This is a genomic window from Nitrospirota bacterium (genome assembly GCA_030684575.1).
GTDB lineage: Bacteria > Nitrospirota > Nitrospiria > Nitrospirales > Nitrospiraceae > Palsa-1315.
On record JAUXVD010000008.1, the window covers coordinates 314,087 to 335,513 of the forward strand.

The window sequence follows — 21,427 nt, forward strand, 5'->3', positions numbered from 1 at the left end:
GGAGTTTCGACAATTGCGGACGAAGCTCAGAGTGATGCCGGAATTCATCGACACCGATCGGCGAGCTATCAATCGGCGCAATTCTGTCTAATCCAGCTTTGCCCTGCCTGTGCTTGAGGCATGATTGCAGCGGATTCATGTAGGAACTACTGTTCGCGCCCTGTGTGCTTCGGTCAGGTCCTCTCTCAATCACATCACAACTGCATGATCATTCGATGGCACCTGTTTGGAGCATCCTCTCTGCAGGCGTCGACCCGCACGTCCCCTCTTTCCCTAATCCACACCGGATGAGATGCGTTCCATGAAGTGGGCCCGTCCATGACATGGAGATGGACCTCGGGGAAGCGAATCAAGTGGCCGGGCAATACAGTCGGCTCAACGAAATCGACAAGCAGCCCATGCTGAATTTTCTGTGTGCCTTGCGAGCCAGGAAAAGTGACCTTCCATGAAATATTTCTCAACTATCTTGAAAGTGAGCGAATTTGACCAGATTGCCGATGAACCCAGTAGGTATAAGTAAAGAAAGAATGCAAGAGAGGGTGGCCGGGTCATGCCATCTCATACGGCTCATATGAAGGTGTTGAACGGAAGGAACATCATGATGTCACACATTAGCAAGGTCTTGGTTTTCATCTCGGTGCTGTTCGCGCTGGCATCCCCGCAAGGGCTTTCTGCGGAGGGATTTCCGGGCGGATTTGACGGCGCGTTCGGCCCGAAGTTCGATTCGGATGCCAGGCCGGCTCCACCAAAGGCGAAGCAGGATTCCCTCCACGGGCTGGATCGAGCCGCCGCCGTCCGTAACTGGAATCAGATTGCCATTGATGCGAGCGGACTCGATCATACCCCGGTCGCGCCGGGGGAGACCCGCGTGTATGGCGAACAGCTTGGGCCGACGCGTGCGAGCCGGGCGATGGCCATCGTCCATCTCGCGATGTATGAAGTCGTGAACGCCGTCGACGGGAGCTATCAGAGCTACACCGGCCTGGCTCGGGCGAGGGTGGGAACGTCGCTCAATGCGGCGATCGCTCAGGCTGCCCACGATACACTTGTCGCGCTCTTTCCTTCGCAAGCGTTGCGATTTGACGCCGTCCTTGCGGTGGATCTGAGCGGGGTTCAGGAGGGCCGCACGAAAACTGACGGAGTCGCGTTAGGGAAGGGTGCGGCAGCGGCTATTCTCGCCATGCGAGCCGATGACGGTTCGTACCACGGGGAAGCGAGAATGGGCACTGAGTTCATCCCGAGTAACGAACCGGGCAGGTGGCGGCAGGACCCCATCAGTCTGATTCCCATCGCGCTGGGTGCCTACTGGGGCAAGGTCAAACCCTTTGCTCTCACGCAAGCAGATCAATTCCGAGCGCCACAGCCACCCAAGCTCGGCAGTGTCGAATATGCCGCTGCCTATAACGAGGCGAAGACACTGGGGGGCGACGGCCTGGTGACTCCCACCACGCGCACGGCAGAGCAAACACAGATCGGTATCTTTTGGGCCTATGACGGCACGCCGAGTTTGTGTGCACCGCCGCGACTCTACAATCAACTGACCATGCGGATTGCACAGAAGATGGGCACGGATACCGATGTGGTGGAACTGGCTCGCCTCCTGGCGCTCGTGAACGTGGCCATGGCAGACGCCGCCATCGCCGGATGGGAGTCAAAATATACGTATCAGTACTGGCGGCCGGTGACCGGCATGCGCGAATCGGGCAAAAATACAGGTCCGATGGGGCTCGGCGATGGTAACCCGTTCACAGTCGGAGACTTGACGTTTTCTCCTCTCGGAGCCCCGGCCAGCAACCTCACGGGGCCGAACTTCACGCCGCCGTTCCCTGCCTATCCCTCCGGCCATGCTGGATTCGGCGGGGCGCTCTTCCAGATGCTGCGGAACTTCTATCGAACCGATCGTATCGCGTTTACCTTTATCTCGGACGAATTCAATGGCGTGACGAAGGGTAATAATGGAGTCGCACGTCCGGTCGTGGAGCGCAGCTTCTCCTCGCTCTCGCAGGCGGAGGAAGAGAATGGCCGAAGCCGCATCTATCTGGGTATCCATTGGGCGTTCGATTCGACCGAGGGAATCAAGCAGGGTAACCGGGTTGCCGACTACGTGTTCAAGAACCTGCTGCGACCGCGGAGTGGACGCTAAGGATCCCCAGTAGTCCGAGCCTTAGCAGCGCAAGTCACCGGAGGCCCGCAGGACAATTATCCTGCGGGCCTACCTGTATCTATGGTCTGGCCTAGGAGGTCTAGGCGCAATCCTGTCTGATCCGTTCTTGCCTCATCCCGCACGCGCTGCACACGACTAATGATCTCGACATCTGGGCCTGTCATCCATGATCGCCCCCGTAGGAATGCAGAGAATCTCCTGCATCTCGTTGATGGAATTATGAGGCTATTTGCAGCTTGCATAGCCGGTGAACACGAAGAACATTCTGAAGGGGCAATGTGCGACATCTCCGAAGCAGTCAGTTGAGGTATATGGCTACAGTGAGAAGGGGATGGGGGCGGAAGATCTTCTGTGCTCGCGCAGTGGAAGATCAATGAGGGCTCCATTATTGAAGAGACGGCGAGACTGTTTTGAGAGATCTCTGCCTGGAAGAAGGCATCACTGTTGCACATGTACATGAGTGAGACTGCGGGCTTGTTCTGGACGGGTGCGCGTAATGTTCCCGTTCCCATGACGGTCTTGATCGGCATCGAACTCATTACTAACTCGACGGAGGAGGACGGTACATGTTGAAGGAAGTAACCGGGGATATTTTATTGACCAAGGCAGAGGCGTTGGCGCATGGCGTCGCACCAAACGACAACTTCGCCCATGGGTTAGCCTTGGCGCTTAGAGAGCGATGGCCGGCGATGTATAAAGACTTCCGGCATTATTCTCAGACCTACAGCCCGAAGGCCGGGGAGCTCTGGACCTGGGGCGGTGTCGGTGGTGTTCGCATTGTGAATTTGCTGACCCAGGAGCCTGCTGTCGGTCATGGGGCCAGCCACCCGGGCCGGGCCACCATCGAGAACGTGAACCACTGTCTGAAAGCGTTATGTAAGGCGATCGAGACCGAGAAGTTCAAGAGTGTTGCGCTTCCACGTCTGGCCACTGGTGTGGGCGGGCTCGACTGGAAAGATGTCAAGCCGCTGGTAGAAAAACACCTCGGTCAGCTGTCTATCCCCGTGTATATTTATTCCACATATCAATCCGGGGTCCAGGCAGAGGAATAGGGCTGGGGTGAACGATAGGACATGAAGGGGCGGCCTGGGTGATCCCGTGCTCGCGGAACCTCCACTTCGGAAAGTGGTCGTTCGACGCGCGCAGTTCTGGATTCACCCAGGCCGCCCTTTCTCTGTCACGTTCGGTTGCAGCGGTGGGGAGAGAAAAGGAGCGAGCTTGGAGGGGGGAGCCGCACGATCAGCGAGTAGTGATGAGACCCCGCCAACACATTGGGTCAGAATTGTGTCAGACGCTGTCGGGCCTCGTTGGTTGAGAAGCCAGCTTGACTTGTATTCAGACGATTCAGGACGTCATCGAGCGAGATACTATTCATGTCCTGATACGCGAAAGTCAGGCACGAGCACTTCGCACGATCAACACAGAACAAGGGGCATGTCTCAGGAGGCTGTCCGAGACGCTGCCCAGATGGAGCCGTTCGTTCTTGGAGAGGTCGCGCGACCCGATCACCAGGAGGTCGGCATGCGTCGCCGTCACCTGTTTGACGATGGTGTCGATGACGTGATCCATCTGCACGTCCGTTTCGACGGCGAAGCCTTCTTTCAGGAACTCATCCCGCAATGCTGAGACCAGTTTCGTGGCTCGTTCGAGGACCGGGCGCTCCAGTTCGGCGACCTGGGTTTTGGATAAATAGCGAACGGCCAATTCGGTCAGCGGTCTCTCGGCCAAGGAGAGGATGGTGGTTGTTGCGGAATCAGGAAGCAACCGGGATCGAAGAAATCGAGCGGCGGCTCGGGAATGCTTGGAGTCATCGACCGCGAGGGTCACCCGCCTTAACTGCGGGCTCGGCTGTTTCACGACGAAGACGGAGCAGCGGGCGATCGACGCGACTTGTCGGGAGATACTTCCCAGTAAGAATCCTCGAATGTCGCTCAACCCGCGGGATCCCATGAGGATGAGATCGGCCTTCACACGCCGCGCCTGCCGCACGATCGTTTGGGCAAGAGGACCATGGGCCAAGGTGCGCTGGAAGGTCGTGCGGGGGCCGGTTGCGGCCTGTCCGAGGGCGACGCGAGCCGCCCGCTCCGCATCGCGGAGCAGAATGCCACCGGCCTTCTCCATCGCGGCTATGGCGCGCTTCTCTGCCGTGGGATTTCTGCCTCTGCCAGTCTGGAGGGCCGATGGATCGACCACGTGAAGCAGTGTCACCTCTTCCGGCTCACGACCGGCGAGTGCCTCAAGTGCTTGTACCCCCCATTGTGAATATTCAGACCCATCCACGGCACAAAGAATATGCATGACAGACTCCCTTCCTCGATCACGATACGCAAACAGCTCCGCATATCGGTTCTGCATTGGATGTGCCTGCGACAGGTGATGGCTCATAGACGAGAGGCCCTAAGATTCTGATGGTTTCTGGAGAGAGAGAGCCTGTTCGGGCCATGGCCTGCGGCGTTTCGCTGCAGTACCGCATGGAGGACTGTGGTGATTGGCGTCAGTTCTGAGGGGGCAGAAACGGATCGCACGGGAATAGGTGATCCGGCATGCGAAAATGAGAAGTCTGTTCGGTTCAGGGGGCTGGCATTTACATTGCGTAGTCTGACCATTAGCAGGATGCTGAAACTGTCCGCCAGCGGCGTTCTCGCATCGTTCAGACCCTCAACGTACCCCAAGGGTACGCCTCGGGCCTTCACTCGCTGCGGCCTTGCTGGACGGTCTGTTTGAGCGTCCTGCTGAGTACCGTTATATGGTTTAATGCCGGAGCGGTCACAAGTCTGTTGATCATGTCTATCTCTGTACGTTGGTCTCTCCTGAAATCACTGATAACCGTGATCGTGATGATGGTCGTGGTCCTTCCTGTTTCTGTGCAAGCCGATTCACCCCACAAACATCGCGGGCCCTGCGAGATCCATTACCCCAGTGACGCCACGGTGGAGTGGGACTGCCATGTCATTCTTCCAGGCGAATCGCTGGAAACGATCTTTGGCGAGTCCTGGAATGAGGGTGCACGATTCAATCGGATTGATCGACGGCATGCGCATGCTGGGCTCTCAATCAAAGTGCCGAGACGGATCGAGGATCTGGTGCAGTTTACGCCGCTCCCGCTGTTCTATCCGCCGGGAGAACTGGACGAGAAATTCATTCTCATCGATTTGACTGAGCAATTTCTCGGGGCCTATGAGTTCGGAGCGCTTCGTTTCGACAGCCCCATTACCTCCGGGAACGGACGGAATGAAACGCCTGCAGGAGAGTTCCGTCTGGCCGCGGCCCACCGGCAGCACCAATCCTGCCTTTATACAATCGAGGGGACGGATCGGCCCTATCCGATGAACTACGCGCTCCGGTTTCATGTGAATCGGGAAGGGGTGTCCTATTGGATTCATGGACGGGACATGCCGGGCTATCCCGCCTCGCACGGCTGCATCGGCCTCTACGATGAGACGATGCAGCAGGAACAGTACGGAGTGCCGAAAGAGCCGGAACTCAGCGATGCAAAACGGTTGTTCGAGTGGGTCTTAGGAGGTGAGATCGGCGATGATCGCGTCATCCCTCTCAGCCACGGCCCCCGCGTTCACATCATCGGTCAGGCGCCAAAGAGCGAGCGATAGCTCACACAGGAAAACGTATGAACGTGGTGCCAAAAGTGTGACTTGCTTTTGAGCCCAATCATTATCATCTTTAGCACTGAAGCGAGTTTCACGGGCTTTGTGCTAGAAAGTCACCGACTTGTGACCTGAGAATGAGTGAGATTGAGAGAGCGGGAATGAGAAGAAAGCAGCTCTGCTATACGACTGCTTCTTGTATTCTCTGGTTCGAGCTCTGATTGGCTCCCCGAGTCTGGCAAAGATAGACACTGAATTGAGATATTCTCGCTGTTCTGAACGGCTGCTTCCGACCCAAAGCAGACGTACACGACCGACCGCTATCTGGGCTGCTCCCGGCTTCATTCATGCACCTAACTCGGTGTATTTGAAACCGGCAGCAGCCCATAGTATAGCCATGCGCCGCAAAGAATCGTTTAGGACAGTAAGGGGTCAGTCAGCCTATTAAACCCGCCAGGGTGTTTGAAGGCTATACGAAGTATCTGCTCAACCACATGGGCATTCGGCACCCCGATATATGAAAGCTTGACGTAAACCTTATCGTCCTTGGCAAGTCCAATACAAAAGTTGCCGTCTCCCGTCCAGATCTTGACGTCATGCCATGCACACCAGACGGAATCATCCCCGAAAACTTTATGGTGTGTCAGCAGCACTTGCTCCTCGGTTAACACGGCATCCCCGATGGTCACCTGCTGACCTGCGCGAAGACGTTGTGCCAGATCGAGCGCCAAGCGTGGACCCACGGCCCGCCATAGTTTATCGATGATCGTACTAAACAACTCCTCGCCACGAAACACCATCACACCTTCGGATGTGGTATTGCCGAAGGCCACGGTAAAGGTCAGCACATCGGATTCTCTAATGCCGCCATAGCGAATCCGGGTTATGTCCGACAGGGGATAAAAATTATTTTTCCATGCGATCCCTTCCGCCGAAAGGCGAAAGGTTTCTTTGAAGAAGGTTCCGAACTCAGCTTCACAAGAAATGTCTCGCTTCCACTGCTCCAATTCTTCAGCCGTTTCTTGCTGGGCATGAAGCAACTTCTGGAGAGCGATGCTATCTTCATCCGCGCGCTCGCGGACTTCCGGCAATTCCGCAAATACCGAAGCGATCAGCTCAGTGAGGCGCTGGGATTCCTCCATGCAGTTATGCTCGTTAGTCAGCTCAACGGCCAGTCCTCGAATGGTATCAGCGAGGCCTTGGCTCAGGGCATGTCCAAGGCCGCGAGAGCGGGCGCTCAATTGAATAGGCTGTGCCACTGAATCCCACTGACGCACCACTTGTGCGAGGATGTCGATGAATCGGTTTACAGAGGAACCTCTTGCCTGGACTTCCGCCCGGATTGCGCCGATGATTTTCTCAATATTCCGCGCTTCGTCTTCGAGAAACCGTTGGCTTTCCACCTCGTAGGTCCCGACCAATTCATCGATGATGGGGGGAGCATGTATGGTGCCTCCATGAGTCGCCTCGTCTACTGCGATGGTCATCGCCTCGATGATCCACGAAGTGGGCAACCGATTCAGACACTCTTTGATTGCCGTCCGATAGTACCGTGTGCGTTCCTGCCATTCCACATCGAGGACCTCGGGTTTGACTGCAGGGAAGCCTGCAATGCTTCGATCTTCGTTGAGATCCCGGACGATCGCTTCGGGAGTACACAAGCTTGTTAGTTCGGAAAATTTATGAATGAGGGTAGCCATTGCCTTGGCGTCGGCCGTCAACCGAATCGACTCGACCGCCGCAGCTAGTAAATTGGCATGGGGTAGCGGCGGCAGACCAGCCTCCTGTGCAATCGACAGCGGGTTCTCCAAGAGCTGTTGGGTCAAATGGATGGCGCGGGTCGGCGACAACCCTGGCAACCAACCCAACTCAGCAGCGAGTCGCGTGCGGGGATTGGTGAGGTCGGCTCGGGCTTTTTGGCAGGCCTGGGCATCATGGGTGAGTGAGCGCTCATCCGCCAATTCGATCAGACGCCGTCGGTCATCGCGGGTCGAGGCCCCAAGCACCCAAAACGGATTCGTGTGCAACGCGGTGGACGCCATCACCTCGACGCTCCTGGTTGGGCGGAGGCCCGTGCGGAGCGAACGGCCTGCTGTTGATCAGGCAACAAGAGTGTCTCTTGGCACAAGGCAGGGTATTTCCCCTCCAAACACACGGTGAACATGGCCTGGCGCTCAGCCTCCTCGACTGCCTGGGCTTGAGCCGCGGTCAACCGCTGATGGTTGCAGCGTAAGGGATATTCGCCTGTCAGGCACTGTTTCAGGTTGGCTCTCCTTTCAGCCAATACCACGTCTTCTAATTGAGCAGGAGTGAGGCGTGCGTGGTTACACAGAGTGGGGTATCGCCCGTCGAGACATTCCTTCAGATTTGCAGCCAGTTCAGCTGTTTCAGTCTCATTCGCCTCCGACGGGTTGAGCTGTTGTTGTTTATCAAGGTTCGCTGCCTTGTCGGTTTGGTGTCGCGGCTCGACAGCACTGATCCTTGATGTTGATGCAAGCGGCGTGGCCTGGTCAGACTCACGCCTGGTCTGGGGACGTTCGTCCGCTGCTGAGCGCCGACCTCCAGGGGACGACACCTCATTATTCTGGACCTCCGCTAGTAGAGGGTCGAGGCGAAAGCGCGGTTCCTCAGTCGCTCCCTGATTGTCCTGAGGGGATGAAGGCGACAGACGGGATTGGGCGTCCGCGATCCGCAAACGCCTTGTACCTTCGTCCTGCAACGACGACCGCTGCCGCTCGACCTCTTGTTTGGCGCGTTCCATCATGGATTTCTGGTAACGAAACTCCCCACATCGGCTATTGTAGTCGTCGATAGAGTTGTTAAATTGCTGTACGGCGCCGGCGTCGTTCGTGTCATGAATCAGTAATTGCCCCGCCTCCAGTCGAATATTTTCAGCCAGGCAATACTGGAGTTGTGCGCGCGTCAGAATATGCTTTTTGCCGATAGGTGGCTTCTCTTCCGTGTATGACCCGGATGGCTCCGGCACAGGGGAGGGAGGCACCCGAGGGGCAGGAATCGGCGGCGGGGACGGTGTTGGTGAGGACGAGACTGAGACCGATTGCTTCGTCGGATCAGTAAAAAGCATAACGCCAAAGACAAAGAGCGTCAGCGCCCCCAAGGCCCATCCGTATGAGAACTGCCAGCGTGGGGTGGAAGCAGTGAGGGGTTTGAGTTCAGGAGGCTCGGCCCGAGGGGAAACGGACGGCTGGATGACAGGAGGAGCGGTCTGTGCTGTCTCACGTCTGGCGGCGGCCAAGAGGGCATCGGCGTCCGAGACCATGTGCGCCATACCGGCGAAGCCAACAGGGCCTTCGACTTCTTCCGTTCGAATCGGTGTCATAGAACCCCTATACGAAGCCGATACGGGCAGGAGAGGCGGTGTCCGTGCAGCGTGCCGGGCTCGAATGCAAGGCGGCGAGGAGATGACTGTGGGCAAGACGACTCTGGCCGGCGCGTGCCGCCAGTCGAGCGCCTTCTCGAACGACAAAAGTCACATCCGAGAGAGGACGCCCTGCCAATGCCTGTGCGAGCGGCGCCACTTTGACAGTGGCCTCGGTCGGTAACGCCGCGAGGAGTTTGGTGAGCAACGCGGCAATTTCATTTTCGCTGGCCGGCGGCACAGCAATGATATGATCGAACCGTCCGCGCCGGAGAATGGCAGGATCGATCATATCCAGTCGATTGGTCATGGCGATGATCAAGACGTGATTGTGAACGGCTTCTGGAATGCGGCGAAGGAACTCAGCCACTTCTTCCACTCGATGATGCCCAAACCCGTCTGCGCGGTCAGCCAGAAAGGCTTCCATCTCGTCGATCACCAGTACGGAAGGCGCATGCGCCATCGCGTCTTCAAAGACTTGAGCGACCTTCTTACTGGTCTCATGAATATAGGGGCTGGCCACACTGGAGGCGTCGATTTCGTAGCTGGGCCAGCCCAAGAAATCGATCAGACGCTGGACCGCAAAGGTTTTCCCGCAGCCGGGGGGGCCGTGGAGAATGACCGCCGAAGGAAAATCGATGCCGAGCGCGCGATATCGCTCCGGATGCTGGACGATGTCGACGATGTGTTCATTGAAAAAGTATTCCAATTCCGGCCGCCCGGCCAATTCGAAACGGCTGGCCGCCGCGTCGTTCGCCACCTGCTCGCCGTTGTCGATGGAAGTCGCTGTGGTCGCCGAAGCCTCGGTGACGGCGATTCCCGCCGCCCCCACGATCTCTATCAACTGAGACGGCGCCAACCAATTCAACGCTTGCGAAAGCCGTCGGAAGGACGTGGCTGGGATGCTGGCGCCACCGGTCAGCCAGTAGCCCAACACCGTGGCGTCCTCTGTCCGGGAGGTGATGCTGTATGTCGGTAAGAGCCGGCTGAGCTTTTCGATGTAGAGCGCGTCTTGCAAGGGTGACGTGGCATCGTGAAGACGGGTGGCTTTGAACGCAACGGCGAAGGCAAGGGCCTCACTCTTGGAGTTGGGAGACCGACCCGCGGACACCGGGCACACGACTTGGCTGCGTGGGCTGGAGACGGTATACAGCTGCTGACTCCCGAAGGAGAGGGGCGTGAGGGCGCCGCGCTCTAAGAGACCGGCAGCAATCCACCGTTCTGCGAGGACGCCGTCGGCCAACAACGTACGCCCCTCGCCGTCAGTTTCAATAATTTGCCAGCCAGGTCCTTCAAAGAGGGCCTGTTTCGTTCGAGACCCGTCCGGTAAAGCTAGGCCTATGGGAAGCCAGTTATCCAAAGTCATGGCTCATCCCCGGACAATATTTGTCGTAGACAACATGTCGTCGTCTCCTGACGTGCCGATTCGTGCAGCATCCAATTGCGCCACAATAGTCCGCAGCCGCGCCATGTCGTCGGCTTTAAGCGCTTCAGTGCCCATGGCGACCAGCTGAGCGTGTGTATGGGCATCAGGAAAGAGATGGGCCACCTCGGCCAGCATCTTGAATCGATCCAAGACAAACCAATCCTGCCGCCAGAGAATCATGAAGGTTTTTGACCGCAGGTCATCCACATGGGATTCAAATTCATTGCTCGGGGCGTTCATAACGCGCTGGGCAGTTTTTACGAGATTCTCGAACGTGGATATTTCGGATGGCTTTGCGTGCTCCCTCACATATTTGTCGAAAAAAGTCAGGGCTTTGTCCAATTCGAGCTGCCGAATCGTTTTCAGATGAACCTGGCGAGTTTCGGCCAGTAAGCGCTTGATCTGCTGGATGTCGTCCATCGTGTGTTTCGAGCTTTCAGGATCCTGAGACCCGACGGCGCCTTCGACCCTGGTCAACTTCTCTCGTGCCTCCGCAAGTCGCGGATCCTCGATTTTGGAGGCCATTTCATCTAATCGCTCCAACACTTGATTGGACTCTTGGGCGATGAGTTTGGCCGCTTGGCTATAGTCGATTTGGCCCTCTTGCCGAGAATAAAAGTTGTGTCCACTGTGAAAGGAGCCGCTAATTGAGGGGACCGACACTTCCAGGACGATTTGGCCGGAATCTAGAACTTCATACTGACATTGGAGTTCGGCGCCAGCTGCGATGACGCCATCAGAAAAGTCCTTGCCCGTGATCTTGAACAGGCCGATAAAACAGTTGTCTGTGATCGGCTTCGTGCAGTCGCCTTCCCACAGTTGAAAGTTGAGCGATCCGGGACTACCCGCTTTGAGGGATTCCTCAGCACGGAAAACTAGGACGCCCTTCTTGGGCAATGGATCCCCTTCTCGGACGAGATAGGCCAGGGCGATCGGCCCGCCGATTTTGTCTTTTGCCGCGACTGATATGGAATGAGAGGCCGGAATGGCATCGATCGTCGCCGCCGTTCGCGAAATGACGAGCTGATTGTGTTCCAGCGTCATGGGAGCGCCGGCGGAGTCAAACACATAAACCTTAAACCGGTTCTCACCTGGACGGCTCAACATCACCTCGACGGCGGCCCCATCACGCAGCGCCGTGCGACCTGACGACCAGCCCGTATCCGAGCTATCGATTTGGAACTCGCTACCGGCCGCGACTGTGCCGCTGACTTTAGCTAGGATCTTAGCTTTGACATCTGGCGTGCGACTGGCATAGGCGAAAGAAATGGCCACGGGCCCGCTGACCGTGATGGTCCCTCGCGCACTTTTGCGCCCACGGTTTTTCGTGCTCCAATCGATGGATTCAGCAAAGATAGCCGCTCCCTCGGCAACCGCCGTCATAGGATTCACTTCCGTCGAGGCAGCAATGCCAAGCTCAAAGGCCACCTTGTCGCGCAAAGGTTTGTATTGGGTTGGCCCACCGACAAAGATGAGGCGTTCGACGTCTTGAGGTTCGTAGCCGGCCTTGCGCAACGTTTCCCGTGCGGCTTGGATGGACTCCGTCACCCGGGGTGCAATGAGGTCATCAAGTTGCTTCCGGGTGAGCAGGACATCCAGATAAATTTCCTGGCCGTTACAATCCCGCGCATTGAGTTCGGTTTCGGAGAGGCTAATCAGGCTCTCCTCACGCTGGGATAATTCAATCTTGGCTTTTTCCGCGGCCCAGAGCGCCATGCGCGCGAGGGATTTGTAGCCCGGTTGCCCCGCAAAGTCTTCGGGCAATGAAAACTGTTTAAGCAGCCACGGTTTCACCACGGCATCGAAGATGTGCCGGTCAAAGTCCGTGCCTCCACACATCACGATGCCACCGCCGGCCAGGAGACTCACCCGTCCTGCAATGCTCTGCGCGATCGCAATATCCAAAGTGCCGCCACCGAGATCATAGATACAAAACAGCCCGTCGTGCTTGCGCTGGCGCATTACGCTCATGACTGCCGCGACGGGCTCCTGCATCAGTGCCACTTGGCCGATTTGCGCCATGATGGCGGCCTCCGTCGTCGCATCCTTCTGCATCTGGTTGAATGCGGCGGGAACCGTAATGACGGTGCCGACCGCCTCATCATTGCGAATATCTTCCGGGAGATAACCGAACAAAACCCGCAAGAGTTCGGCAGAACATTCCTCTGGCCTCATGGTGCGCTGGACTCCGGGCAACTCAATCGGCGTGCTCGTGCCCATGAAACGTTTGAACTTCAGCGCCGCCTGTTCCGGAGTCCTCGCGGCATTCATATAGGCTCGAGAGCCCACATACTTATTGCCGCGTTTATCGATGAAAAGCGCCGAAGGCGTAACATCATGTTGTTCAGGGCTTTTATATAGTCGAACCGTCTCACCGTCATAGGAGCAAATCGCGCTGTTGGTGGTGCCCAAATCGATCCCAACGTAATTCATAGATGTGCCTTTCGAAGGACTACCGTGCCGGATTTTTTGAGTCCGGTCGTACTCATAATGATCGGCTCAAGCATTTGTTCGACCAGAAGGGGAACATCAGGCTCGAAATCATCCAAGTTTACCGGGACGGCGGCCATGCCGGGATCGAAGGGGTGGCCCTCGAGATTCACCAGCTTTAATCCCGCGACCTCCAGGCTTTCTTCCATCTTGCGTTGTGAATATCGTAGTTGGCTCGCGTAGCGGGCCGCTTCCCCGGCGTCGAGTTTGGCTAGCACTTTTTGAAACACGCGCGAAAGGCGCCAATTCTCGATCGCTAAGTCGATGAGCACTTGCTCAAATAATTCGGGGATTGATGCAGGGGTGCTCATTCGAAGGACACCCCGATGGTCGAGAAAAAGATTTGACAATGGAGAGTACCGCAAGTCCGCATATGGGCGACCAGCTCCTTACGAAATTCGGCTTAAGACTAGGGGAACAGCATACCCAAATTCAAGCCACTCTTTGGCCCTATTTAGAGGGGTGCGTATTCCGCTCAAACTGCGCCAGTCATTCAGGTCGAAACAGCCACGTATTACGGTGTCTTTACTCGCAAGAGTTATGAGTCTAGTAAGAGTTGAGCACGAAACAAACAAAATCTCATGAACGGAAGCTTTCCGGCACGGAGATTGCCCCTAGTGACTGTCGCTAAGTGGCCGTTCTGCGACCGTCGGAATCCGACCCAAACCCGAAGTCCACGACCGACGGCTATCAGGTGGTCCAATCGAATGACGGCGCCATCGGGACCCTATGGGGTGTAAAAGAAAGAACGTTTATAGCAGCACTTGCGCCTTGAGGTAGTGCCGAAGGCGGGATTTGATTTGGATGCATTTCAGGAATTTCAGCATTGACACGGGTTTCACAGGTATTACTCTAAAAAGTCAACGAGTTGAATGCTGAGAAAGAGTGAGATTGAGTGAGCCGGAATAAGCGGGAAGTAGCTCTGCTATACGACCGTTTTACGACCGCCTCTTTGTCGTATCCATGACAGGGCGCGGGTAGGCAGTGATGAATTCCCTGTACCGGAATCTCGTATTCAGTATAATCTAAAAATCTCACGGTCTTGCTCTGTACGCTGATGCGATATGGCCTACTGAGTGACAAGGATTTATGGTAACCGCTGGGCATAGTGGTACTTGAGCGGATGACCTCACCAAACAATAAGATAAAAGCCTTAGTCAAAGGTGAGCTACTGATCTGGGCTCGCAAGAGTGCGGGCCTCAGTGAGGGAGAAGCCTCAATTGAAACGGGTGTCTCTGAGCATGACCTGCGTCAGTGGGAAGCCGATCAAGGGAAGCCAACCATATCCCAGTTGAGAGAATTGGCGAGAGTCTACAAGCGCCCATTGGCTGTGTTTTATCTTCCTTCCAGCCCTAAAGATTTCGATGCAATGCGGGATTTCCGCTCAAGAGTGGACCATGAAAAGCGACGGCTAAAGCCCGAAGCGCTCCTTCAAATCCGGATTGCGCAGGAGCGCAGGTTGATCGCGTTGGACCTTCATAAATCACTCGAAGAGACAGAGTTGCAATTCTCGATTGGCAAATTACAGATTCAAGATCCCGAACGTCTCGGCCTTGAGCTACGACGGCTCCTGAAGATTCGTATTGATGCCCAGGTGAAATGGAAAAAGCCGTATGGTCCCTTTACAGCCTGGAAAGAAGCCATAGAAAGCAAGAATGTACTGGTTTTCCAAGCCGTCGATGTGCCTGCGGAAGATTTAGAGGGGTTTTCAATCTATCACTCTGAGTTACCCATCATATCGGTTAATATTAAGTCACCGGTTAATGCGCGAATCTTTACCCTACTCCATGAGTTGACCCATCTGGTGATTCACCAGACGGGGTTATGCAATGACCTTCAGCATGAACGGAACAAGGCCCCCAATGAACGGAAAATAGAGACATTCTGTAATCTCGTTGCGGGCGCAACGCTTGTGCCAAAGGAGTTCTTGTTAAACGAGAAATTAGTGATCGAAAATAAAGGGCGGCACGATTGGGAAGATACTGCGATTCACAAGCTTGCTTTGCATTTTGGCGTGAGCCGAGAAGTTGTTCTCCGCAGATTGCTGATCTGTAACCGAACCACAAAAGCGTTCTATGAGGACAAGCTCGGTCAATACACAGAAGAGTTCAAGGCGTTCAAAGCAAAGGAAAAAGCAAAGAAGAATAAATTCGGACTACTGCCAGGGCCGAAAGTCATTGCAAGTGCAGGCACACCATTTGTCAAAATGGTGTTAGGCAATTACTATCGGGGATCCATCACGCTGAATTCAGTCTCAGATATACTCGGAATCAAACTAAAACATCTTCCTGGCGTTGAAGCTAAGGTTATGGGGAAACCTTTGGCTAAGGATATTGCTTCGTGAACTACTGCATAGACACTAGTTCATTGATACATGCCTGGAAGGAGGCGTATCCGATCAAGAATTTTCCTTCTATTTGGGAATACATGGATGACTTAATTGCACAAGGAAGCTTGATCGCGTCAGAGGAAGTGTTTGAGGATTTGAAAAAGAGGGATGAGTCACTTACTGAATGGGCAGCCAAAAGAAAGCATATCTTTCTACCGCTGGAAGAGGAAATCCAAAAAGTGGCAAGTGCCATTATGTCGGAATATACCCGTTTAATGGATACAAGGACCGGTAAATCTGCCTCAGATCCATGGGTCATCGCGACCGCGAAGGTCAAAGGTTGTAAGATCATCACAAATGAAGGCCCGACAGGGTCATTCCCGAGAGTAAGAATCCCCGATGTATGCAATCGGATGAGCATCAAGCATACCAATTTCTTGGGATTGATCCAAGAACGTGGATGGGTTGTCGGAGGAAAAGGTGGGTGAATTTTGGTGGTGAGAGCTGACCAGATGAAGCCTTTACTCACTAGAGGCTTGATCATCAGGGTGTGGCGGAATGGCAGACGCGGCAGCCTTTCAAGCTGCTGGCCGAAAGGCCGTGTGGGTTCAATTCCCACCACCAAAATTCATTCTCCATCCAGCTGTCCCTTAAATTATCTGATTTCTGGACGGTGGAAGTCGAATTCTTGGTCACATGAGTTCGAGGACTTACAGGAAGATATTTGGGCAGGTTTTGTGGACACCGACACGCGTGTTAGCTAACTGTTCTATGACCCTCCCTCAGCCGACTCGACCCCATCCAGCCAAGCGTAGCGCGAAGCGAGCACAATCTCCCATGAACGGCAGCTTTCCGGCGCGGAGAGTGCCTGAGCGACTGTCGCAAAGTGGCCGGATGCTGCCGGTCGAAAAATGACCATTTACCATCTGATTTAAGGACACCGCTCGGCCTGTTTTGGCAGGCTGTAGTTTCGAGAGCTTGCGGACCGGAGCTCTTACAGGTTTTGTGGACAGCAGACTTCAACGGTTTCCCCGCCTCGACTTTCGCCAGAATGCTAGCTCCAGCCCTTCTTAAAATCTCTAGCAGGCTGTGGGGAAACTCGTTGTATACGATGCCTATGGCTGAAATATTTCGTCCGGTGTTGGAGCCGCAATCACCACAGGATGCTCAAAAAGACCGTCCAGCAAGGCCGCAGCCGACGAACGCACCGGAGGCGTACCCTTGGGGTACGTTGAGGATGCGTTCAAGGTGAGAACGCAGCTGGCGGACTTTTGGGGCATCCTGCTAGCGCTTGGCCTTTGCCGCGACGCATGGCGCGGGGCGATTGAGATCGGACGGCAGTTTCGTCTGTTCGTCTATACAGGCCGTATCGAGTTGGGCTTGCGTCAAGCCGGACACCAACGACAGGTTGGCTCCATGTAAGATCGCCCGGTGGAGATCTGCCGCGTCGACTCGCGCGCCGCTGAGATCCGCTCCGGAGAACGTGGCGCCTTGGAGGTTCGCTTCTTGGAGATTGGCTTCCATGAGCAGGGCATGGCTGAAATTGGCATCTCTCAGGTCCGCTGCGACGAGATTGACCGATTCCATCGTCGCCTCATTGAATTGAGCGTGATGAAATTGGGATGTTGGGGCGTAGACCTCGCTGAGGTCCGCTTTCGTAAAGATGGCGCCGGTTCCTCTGGCGCCGATCAGCACCGCGCGAGAGAGCATCGCCTCCCGGAAATCCGCCTGGTCAAGGATGGCCTTATGGAGAATCGCCATCCGCAGTGTGCCGGACTGCACCTTCGCCTTGATCAATTGGGCACCTTCTAAATTGGCTCCTTCCAGATCGGCCCTCTGCAAGCCGGCCGAATGGAGGTTGGCGTATCGCAAGTCCGTCCCGCGGAGGATGGCGTCACGCAGGTTGGCTCCCACGAGACTGGCATCGTCGAGGTAGGCGCTTTCTAAGTCTGCTTCCACCATCAGGGCTCCATCGAGACTGGCTCCGTCGAGGAGAGCGCCTTGCAGATTGGCCTGCTGAAGGTTGGCATGGGTCATGACGGTGTGCCGGAGGTCGGCTCCCATCAGGTCGGTCCCGGCCAAGATGGCACGGGAAAGATTGGCGCCGTAGAAGTAGGTGTCGATGAAGGAGGCGTTCCTCAGATTGGCTGAGGCAAGATTGGCCTCCTCAAAATGGGCCCGCTCGAAGGTGGATTCGTGCAGTTGCGCCCCGGTCAGGATGGCATTGTAGAGGGCCGCTTCGTCGCCGATCGCACGGAACAGATTGGCGTTCGACAATCGTGCATGCCGGAGATCGGCGCCCGCCAGGTTGCTACCTTCCAAGACGGCTTTCGTCAGATCGGCGCCCGCAAGATTCGCTTGTGACAAATTACTTTGGGTCAGATTCGCCTGGCGGAGCACGGCCCCTTCCAATCGCGCCCGTTCCAGATTCGCCCCGGCCAGTTTCGCATGGCTTAAGTCTGCTTGGCAGAGATCGGCGCGGCGATATTCCGGCTGTTCACGGTGGTCGAGCCATTGTCCATGCGATGCCACGATGGCCTGCAGTTGCTTGGGCGAAACGGGTTTTTTGTTGTACGGGCTCTCACAGCGAGTGAGGTGGCTGTCCGTCTTACTCGGCTGTGCCGCAGAGGTAATGGTCGATTGGGCGAGGACGAGGGATGCCAGGATCAGGGTCAGAACGGTGCGTGGTGTCATACTGATGCTCTCCAAAATGGTGTGTGTAGGCTGTGTGAGTCGATCGCGTCAACGTGCCGCTTGTGCCAACAAGCGAATATACGCTACCACGTCCTGCATTTCCCCGTCCGTCAGCTGGCCTCGCCATGCATGCATGGGGCTGAAGACGACCCCGTGCTCAATAGTCCGCAACAGTTCTTCGTCGGATTTCAGAACAAACATAAAACGGTGGAAATTCGTCGGCGCCACTTTGAGATTGTTCGCGTCCGGTCCATCCCCCCAACCTCCAACACCGTGGCAGGCCTGGCAATTGCGCTGATACAGGGCTTTCCCGCGTGTGAGATCGGCCGGATATTCTTGTGCCTGGAGGAGCGGCGCGAACAGAAGGCCGATGAGTCCTATGCTGAGCGTCAGATGGAATGCCAACGCCATCGTTCGAGAGATGGTCTGCATCATGGCCTCTTCGTCAGTCTGTCGATCGATTCCATCAGCCAGGAAAGGCTGATGGATGCACGGTTGTCGCCTGCGGGCCCTTGTCGCCCTCCTCCATGTTGAAGGCCACGGAGGTTCCATTGTCCAACTCACCGAACGTGAGTCCCTTCAGCGCATGTTGGTGAAAATACACTTCCCCCCCGCCCTCCTTGAGGATGAACCCGTAGCCTTCTATTGGGAAGAGTTTGCAGATCACGCCGCGCAAGGGCGGAACCGGAGATGTGCGCACCTCGGTGCGGCCTCGTTTTTCCCGGTACTTGCAGAGTTCGATGACGATGGCGTCGAAGGCGGTCCTGATCGCTTCTTCGAACGTCTTGTCTTCCTTGCGGGCCGTCATGGTATGGCGACCAGGGAGCGTGACGACGATGAGTGCCTCGGCGACGTTGGCCAATTTCTTGTGATGGAGGTTTTTCGTGAGGGTCACTCGCCCATGGATCAAATCCTCATGCCGCTGATGGAGATCTGTCATGCGCGTTTCGATTTCGCTCTTCCAGCGTGGGGCCATCTCGATGTTTCGGCTTTCAACTTCCAGATCCATGGTGCCTCCATTCTTGTTCATCTGGTCTGTCTGGTTTCTCTGGTCTATCTGGTTTTTGTCGTACGAAATTAACCAGATGAACCAGATCAACCATGCAGCCCGTTACTGGTTGATATCAGCAAGCGATGTGCCGTCCTCGTAAGGAGGCAAGAGGTGAGAGGCGAGCGGCCATGGGCCTGATTATTCTTACCTCAAGCCCCGCGCCCATGCCCCTAGCCCTGGCTTCGACTGGCGCATTTTTCCTCACTAGTCACCTAGGCACTGAAGCTCAATGCGCCAGTTAAATAACAAGAGGCGAGAGGCAAGCGGCCAGAGGCTAGGGGTGAGAGAGATAAGATTTCAAGGACTTTTACGTTCCACTCGCCTCTAGCCTCTGGCCCCTTGCCCGATATCTTGGTGGAACGTGACTTGCGTGATGAATTCATCATGGCGGTTCTTAAGAGACAGGCAATCGAACGATACCTTCGCGACCGGTTCGGTCCCAAGGCGACCCTGTTGACCTATGGGGCCATCGGGAAAGAAAGTTCGCAGGGGACCTATAAACAATATGGGTATGGCACGCCGGTCAAGCTGACATTTCAAGTCGGAAGGAAGATTCAGTCTGCGGTACTAGGGACCATGAAGCCGGGGCCCTTCGGCCATGAGCATATGGCGGATCGCGCGCAGGCCATGCTGTGGGATTATGATTCTTATGGCCGGCTGCCGCGCCATGTGAAGGCGCTCGATATCGGCGCGTTTACCGCCGATCATGAACTTATGTCGGTAGCCCCGGCACAGGAGTTCTTTGTCCTCAACCAATGGATGGATGGGAGCAGCTATCATGTCGACTTGGAGCGGTTAGTCAAAGGCGGAAGGCTGCGGAAGCAGGATCGAGCGCGCACGATCGCCCTGGCGCGCTATCTGGCAGAGATTCATGCCAGAAAACTTCGCGATCCCGACCTCTATCGGCGTCGGCTCAGGGAATTGATCGGCCATGGCGAATGTATTATGGGGCTGACCGACAGTTATCCCGACCGCTACGGGTTCATCACGACGGATCTCTTGCGCGGGGTTGAGGAAGCCTGCAATCGCTGGCGCTGGCGCCTGCGCGGGGAGAGCCATCGTCTGTCGCAAGTCCACGGAGACTTTCATCCCTGGAATGTCTTGTTCCGGAAAGGCACGGATTTTTCAGTGCTCGACCGGTCACGAGGGGAATGGGGAGAGCCGGCGGACGACGTGACCTCGATGACGATCAACTATCTGTTTTTCTCACTCTGTCGTTGGGGCAAACTGCAGGGGCCGTTGGAAGTGCTGTTCCGGCTCTTTTGGGACAGCTATATGGAAGCCAGCCACGACCATGCAGTCACCGAGACGGCCGCCCCGTTTTTTGCATTTCGAGGATTAGTCTTGGCAAGTCCCCTCTGGTATCCCAAGCTGCCGATCGAAGTGCGCCGGACCATCTTCAGATTTATCGAACAGGTGTTGGATGAGCCGCGCTTCGATCCTGCTAGGGTGAATGAATATTGCGCCGCATAGCGGCAGGCGAGCGGCAAGGGGCTCGGGGCGAGAGGCAGTATTATTGTTTCCTCTAGCCTCTGGCCTTGTGCCTCTAGCCAGGGGGGCATGGAATGACACAAGGTCAGACATTCGCCATCTGGATCACCGGTCTCCCGGCTTCGGGCAAGAGCACGATCGTCTCGGCCTTGAAGCCGCAGCTTGAAGGGCTGGGTTTGACGGTCGAAGTGTTGGAGTCCGATGAGGTCAGGCGGGTCATCACGCCGACGCCGACTTACTCAGAAACGGAGCGGGATCTCTTCTATCGCGCGTTGGTATTCACCGGAGAGAAGCTCCTGGCCCATGGTGTGACCGTGGTCTTCGATGCTACGGCGAGCCGCCGGGCCTATCGGGACTTTGCGAGGTCCGTGATCCCTCGGTTCATCGAGGTCTCCGTGGAATGTCCCCTCGCGACCTGTATGGAGCGAGACAAGAAAGGAACTTACCTAAAGGGTCAGCGGGGCGATTCGGTTACCGTCCCAGGACTCCAATCTCCCTACGAAGCGCCGACCAATCCAGACCTCCGAATCGACAGCACCACCACAACAGCCAGCGCCGCAGCCCGCCAGATCCTCGACTTGGTCAACACGAAATTTCTCTAGAGGATGGAGGGCTCGGTTTTATCACCCGCCTAACGACCCGTACACCTGCCAGCGGAAGCGGGCGAAGCCCGCACAATAATTAGATTGATCCGCATAAGATGCGGAGTTCTGATTTTCTGACCGTATAGCACACCTTGGGATTTCTTGCCGAAGGTTTGTTCTCCCCGTTGGATTCAGTGGTGCGTTGGATGTCTGTGGT

16 protein-coding genes are annotated in these 21,427 nt (G+C 55.9%); 7 read left to right on the forward strand and 9 right to left on the reverse strand.

Going from position 1 to position 21,427, the window contains the following annotated elements; all coding sequences use genetic code 11:
* Window positions 1-598: 598 nt before the first annotated feature.
* A complete protein-coding gene (locus Q8N00_04660; GenBank protein MDP2382074.1) occupies window positions 599-2,143 on the forward strand; it encodes a vanadium-dependent haloperoxidase in 1,545 nt (514 codons plus the stop codon).
* Window positions 2,144-2,730: 587 nt separating this feature from the next.
* Window positions 2,731-3,216, forward strand: a complete 486-nt coding sequence (locus Q8N00_04665; protein ID MDP2382075.1) for a macro domain-containing protein — start codon at window positions 2,731-2,733, stop codon at window positions 3,214-3,216.
* A gap of 340 nt (window positions 3,217-3,556) precedes the next feature.
* Here Q8N00_04665 and Q8N00_04670 read toward each other — a convergent pair whose 3' ends face one another.
* Window positions 3,557-4,462, reverse strand: coding sequence for a universal stress protein (locus Q8N00_04670; protein ID MDP2382076.1), 906 nt, complete (start codon window positions 4,460-4,462; stop codon window positions 3,557-3,559).
* Window positions 4,463-4,947: 485 nt separating this feature from the next.
* On the opposite strand from Q8N00_04670, the gene Q8N00_04675 reads away from it, so the two are divergent.
* Entirely contained in the window at window positions 4,948-5,772 is an 825-nt protein-coding gene (locus Q8N00_04675; protein MDP2382077.1) for a L,D-transpeptidase, read from the forward strand.
* A 410-nt stretch (window positions 5,773-6,182) separates the two neighbouring features.
* Here the strand turns inward: Q8N00_04675 and Q8N00_04680 are convergent, their stop codons facing one another.
* From Q8N00_04680 to Q8N00_04700, 5 genes are read right to left on the reverse strand one after another with little or no spacing between them, the layout of a single operon-like run.
* The gene (locus Q8N00_04680; GenBank protein ID MDP2382078.1) at window positions 6,183-7,811 is read right to left on the reverse strand and encodes a hypothetical protein; all 1,629 of its coding nucleotides are present in this window, start codon (window positions 7,809-7,811) and stop codon (window positions 6,183-6,185) included.
* Window positions 7,808-9,106: a hypothetical protein gene (locus tag Q8N00_04685; GenBank protein ID MDP2382079.1), complete on the reverse strand. Its 1,299-nt coding sequence runs from the start codon at window positions 9,104-9,106 to the stop codon at window positions 7,808-7,810. The genes Q8N00_04680 and Q8N00_04685 overlap by 4 nt, the downstream gene beginning before the upstream one ends.
* 7 nt (window positions 9,107-9,113) lie before the next feature.
* Window positions 9,114-10,511, reverse strand: a complete 1,398-nt coding sequence (locus Q8N00_04690; protein ID MDP2382080.1) for an ATP-binding protein — start codon at window positions 10,509-10,511, stop codon at window positions 9,114-9,116.
* A gap of 3 nt (window positions 10,512-10,514) precedes the next feature.
* Window positions 10,515-13,004, reverse strand: a complete 2,490-nt coding sequence (locus Q8N00_04695; protein ID MDP2382081.1) for an Hsp70 family protein — start codon at window positions 13,002-13,004, stop codon at window positions 10,515-10,517.
* On the reverse strand, window positions 13,001-13,372 hold the full coding sequence (locus tag Q8N00_04700; GenBank protein ID MDP2382082.1) for a hypothetical protein: 372 nt from the start codon (window positions 13,370-13,372) through the stop codon (window positions 13,001-13,003). Before Q8N00_04700 ends, Q8N00_04695 begins: the two co-directional genes overlap by 4 nt.
* Before the next feature lie 812 nt (window positions 13,373-14,184).
* Between Q8N00_04700 and Q8N00_04705 the strand changes: the two genes are divergently transcribed.
* Together Q8N00_04705 and Q8N00_04710 are read left to right on the forward strand one after the other, a co-directional pair.
* Window positions 14,185-15,405 carry an XRE family transcriptional regulator gene (locus Q8N00_04705; GenBank protein ID MDP2382083.1) on the forward strand — a complete coding sequence of 407 codons (1,221 nt, stop codon included), beginning with the start codon at window positions 14,185-14,187 and terminating at the stop codon, window positions 15,403-15,405.
* Window positions 15,402-15,878, forward strand: a complete 477-nt coding sequence (locus tag Q8N00_04710) for a DUF4411 family protein (protein ID MDP2382084.1) — start codon at window positions 15,402-15,404, stop codon at window positions 15,876-15,878. The genes Q8N00_04705 and Q8N00_04710 overlap by 4 nt, the downstream gene beginning before the upstream one ends.
* A 796-nt stretch (window positions 15,879-16,674) precedes the next feature.
* On the opposite strand, the gene Q8N00_04715 is transcribed toward Q8N00_04710, so the two are convergent.
* Genes Q8N00_04715 through Q8N00_04725 form a run of 3 tightly spaced genes read right to left on the reverse strand, consistent with a single transcriptional unit; the run spans window position 16,675 to window position 19,093 of the window.
* Complete coding sequence (locus Q8N00_04715) at window positions 16,675-18,084, reverse strand: pentapeptide repeat-containing protein (protein MDP2382085.1); 1,410 nt, start codon at window positions 18,082-18,084, stop codon at window positions 16,675-16,677.
* A gap of 48 nt (window positions 18,085-18,132) precedes the next feature.
* Window positions 18,133-18,519 (reverse strand): cytochrome c, encoded by a 387-nt coding sequence (locus Q8N00_04720; GenBank protein MDP2382086.1) that lies wholly within the window; start codon window positions 18,517-18,519, stop codon window positions 18,133-18,135.
* A gap of 31 nt (window positions 18,520-18,550) precedes the next feature.
* Entirely contained in the window at window positions 18,551-19,093 is a 543-nt protein-coding gene (locus tag Q8N00_04725) for an HPF/RaiA family ribosome-associated protein (GenBank protein ID MDP2382087.1), read from the reverse strand.
* Window positions 19,094-19,519: 426 nt separating this feature from the next.
* Here Q8N00_04725 and Q8N00_04730 point away from each other — a divergent pair, with 426 nt between their 5' ends.
* Both Q8N00_04730 and Q8N00_04735 read left to right on the forward strand, forming a co-directional pair.
* Window positions 19,520-20,608, forward strand: a complete 1,089-nt coding sequence (locus Q8N00_04730; GenBank protein ID MDP2382088.1) for a phosphotransferase — start codon at window positions 19,520-19,522, stop codon at window positions 20,606-20,608.
* A 92-nt stretch (window positions 20,609-20,700) separates the two neighbouring features.
* Window positions 20,701-21,228, forward strand: a complete 528-nt coding sequence (locus Q8N00_04735; GenBank protein ID MDP2382089.1) for an adenylyl-sulfate kinase — start codon at window positions 20,701-20,703, stop codon at window positions 21,226-21,228.
* Window positions 21,229-21,427: the final 199 nt, after the last annotated feature.